The following is a 2891-nucleotide window of genomic DNA, read 5'->3' as shown; positions in this document are numbered from 1 at the left end:
TATTTTCTTAACATATTAGAGGAGGGGTCCATATATGGGTGAAAGACTTAGTGTATTATGTAAAAACTGTCTTTTTACCAAAGAATTTAAATTGGGAAAAGTACAGGAAAATGATTATTCGGATCAGGAATTTATTGATTGTTTTGTGGATGATAAAAAAATCAAAAAGAATATTATAAAGAGAAACAAATACAATATTCCCATGCTTAACTTGAAACATGAAATTCTAATTTGCAAAAAATGCGGCGACATTGCAGGTAAACTAATAATAGAATTTGCCGATGGATATATTACCAGATATAGCTGTGAAAAATGTGGACAAGAGCTTGAAAGTTTTGATTATCATGACATAAGGAATATAGCATGTCCTGAATGTAGTGAAAAAAGTTTGATGGTAAATGAACATATTTTTTGGGGATAAATAAAAATATGTTGCATTTATTTAATATTTAGTGTATTCTATAAAAAAATAGTAAAGCGTTGAATGAGAGTAGTAGTATCAGTTCAATATTAAAGAGAGTCTTTGATGGTGGAAATAAGACATAGAGGATTGTTATGAATGGACTCATGAGTTCGGCCCGACATGTAGGAGCCGACGAGATATCTCACTTGTTATAAAGGAGACGTGTATGATAGTACATGAAATAAGTGGGTATTTAATACCAATTTAGGTGGCACCGCAGGAGAATATATCTCTTGTCCTATATATATAGGACAAGGGATTTTTTGATTTTTTGGAGGGAATATGAATTATAAAACAAACAGTAAACTTAAGATAACAAGAGAAAAAAGAACAGTGGATTTCAAAACTAACAGGACAAGGCTTATAAATGAACTTAACATAAGGAAGGGCGCCTATCTTTGCAGCTCTTTTGAATATCCAGGTAGATATTCAAGATGGGATATGGGATTTGTAAATCCTCCATTGGAAATAAGGGGTAATGGTAGAAAGTTCAAGATCAACGCCTTGAACGAAAGAGGAACAGTTCTGGTTGATATTATATATAGTGAAATAAGTTTGAGAGAAAGTTATAAATTTTTAAATAAGGAAGAAACTTTCATAGATGGAGAGGTAAAAGAACCAGAGGGATACTTAACAGAAGACAAGAGAAGCAGACAAAACAGTATATTTACATTGATAAGGGATATTAAAAAGATATTCTTTTCAGAAGAAGATGGATTTCTTGGTCTTTATGGTTCCTTTGGATATGATCTTATTTACCAGTTTGAAGAGATGGACCTCAAAAAAGAAAGACCTGTAAACAACGAAGATCTTGTACTATTCATTCCTGACAGTGTACTAATAATGGACCACAGAAGAGCTGAAGCATATATTTATGATTACGAGTTCGAATATATGGATTATTCTACTGTAGATATTGAAAGGTCAAATACAGCAGAAATAATTGATGATAAAAAATATGATAACTTAATAAATCCTGTAAAGGGAGATTATGCTGACCTAGTTTGTAAGGCAAAAAAATATTTTGAAAGAGGAGACCTTTTTGAAGTGGTTCCTTCACAGATATTGGAGTACAATACGAATAAAAAACCTTCGGATTTATTTGAAAGACTCATAGAAATAAATCCAAGTCCATATGGGTTTCTTATAAACCACGGAAACGAGAAGTTAATTGGTGCATCACCTGAAATGTATGTAAGAGTTATAGGCAACAAGGTTGAAACATGTCCAATATCAGGAACTGTAAAAAGAGGTGAAAATGCAGTAGAGGATTATGAAAATATTATGAGTCTTCTTAATTCCAAGAAGGAAGAATCGGAATTAACAATGTGTACAGATGTTGATAGGAATGACAAGTCGAGGATATGCGTTCCTGGAAGCATCAATATAATTGGAAGAAGACAGATTGAAAAATATTCCCACTTGATTCATACGGTAGACCATGTTGAGGGGATTCTAAGGGATGAATATGATTCCCTTGATGCTTTTATGACTCATATGTGGGCTGTGACTGTAACAGGGGCACCAAAACGAAGAGCAGTTCAGTGGTTGGAGGAAAAAGAACCATATTGCAGGGAATGGTATGCAGGAGCAGTTGGTTGTCTGGGATTTAATGGAGACATTAACACAGGACTTACTCTTAGAACAATATATATGAAAGGCAACAAGGCTAGGGTAAGAGTTGGAGCTACACTTTTATATGATTCAATACCGGAATCTGAAGAGGAAGAAACTTTAGTCAAGGCTGCAGCAATGATTAAAGTGCTGCAGGAAAAGGCAGGGGAAGCTGATGTGATAACGGAAGAAAAGAAATTTGAGAAGTTGGATTTCAATATACTTATAATAGACCACGAGGATTCATTTGTTCACACCTTGGGAGACTATTTCAGAAGACTTGGTGCAAATACTGAGACAGTCAGACACAACTATGCAATGAATAGCTTGGAAAATAACAAATATGACTTAGTAGTATTGTCTCCTGGACCTGGAAGGCCTGAAGATTTCAATGTTAGTGAAAAAATAAAATTCTGTATTGAAAATAAACTCCCGGTATTTGGAGTTTGTCTGGGGCTACAATCCATAGTGGAGTATTTTGGCGGTAGTCTTGGTCAGCTGGATACTCCTGTCCATGGTAAGAAGTCATTGGTTGAAATTGAAAAAGATAGCATGATTTACAAAGGTCTCGTAGGAGAAATAGGTGTAGGGCGTTACCATTCACTCTTTGCAGAGATGGTTCCTAAAAATTTAAGAATTACAAGCAAAACCCATGACGGAACAGTAATGTCTGTGGAAGATGATATAAATAGAATATATGCAGTACAGTTTCATCCTGAATCATTGATGAGTATGAAAGAGAACTGCGGATTAAAGCTTTTGAAGAATATAATTGATAAAACAATGGAGGATAGAAATGAAAATATTTAAGGGA

2 protein-coding genes and 1 other annotated feature are annotated in these 2891 nt (G+C 34.3%); both genes read left to right on the top strand.

Annotated elements, in window-relative coordinates:
- Window positions 1-34 precede the first annotated feature (34 nt).
- Window positions 35-421: a hypothetical protein gene (locus tag AC3AX0_RS10730; RefSeq protein ID WP_487550282.1), complete on the top strand. Its 387-nt coding sequence runs from the start codon at window positions 35-37 to the stop codon at window positions 419-421.
- Between the two features lie 50 nt (window positions 422-471).
- Window positions 472-707: a binding site (T-box leader), on the top strand.
- A gap of 38 nt (window positions 708-745) precedes the next feature.
- Window positions 746-2887, top strand: coding sequence for an anthranilate synthase component I (locus AC3AX0_RS10725; RefSeq protein WP_487550281.1), 2142 nt, complete (start codon window positions 746-748; stop codon window positions 2885-2887).
- Window positions 2888-2891 lie beyond the last annotated feature (4 nt).

This window comes from Dethiosulfatibacter sp., assembly GCF_983023055.1.
This window is presented reverse-complemented; position numbering and strand designations above follow the sequence as displayed.

Coding starts and splice junctions, on each gene's coding strand:
- AC3AX0_RS10730 (WP_487550282.1), top strand. CDS start 35: ATGGGTGAAAGACTTAGTGTATTATGTAAAAACTGTCTTTTTACCAAA.
- AC3AX0_RS10725 (WP_487550281.1), top strand. CDS start 746: ATGAATTATAAAACAAACAGTAAACTTAAGATAACAAGAGAAAAAAGA.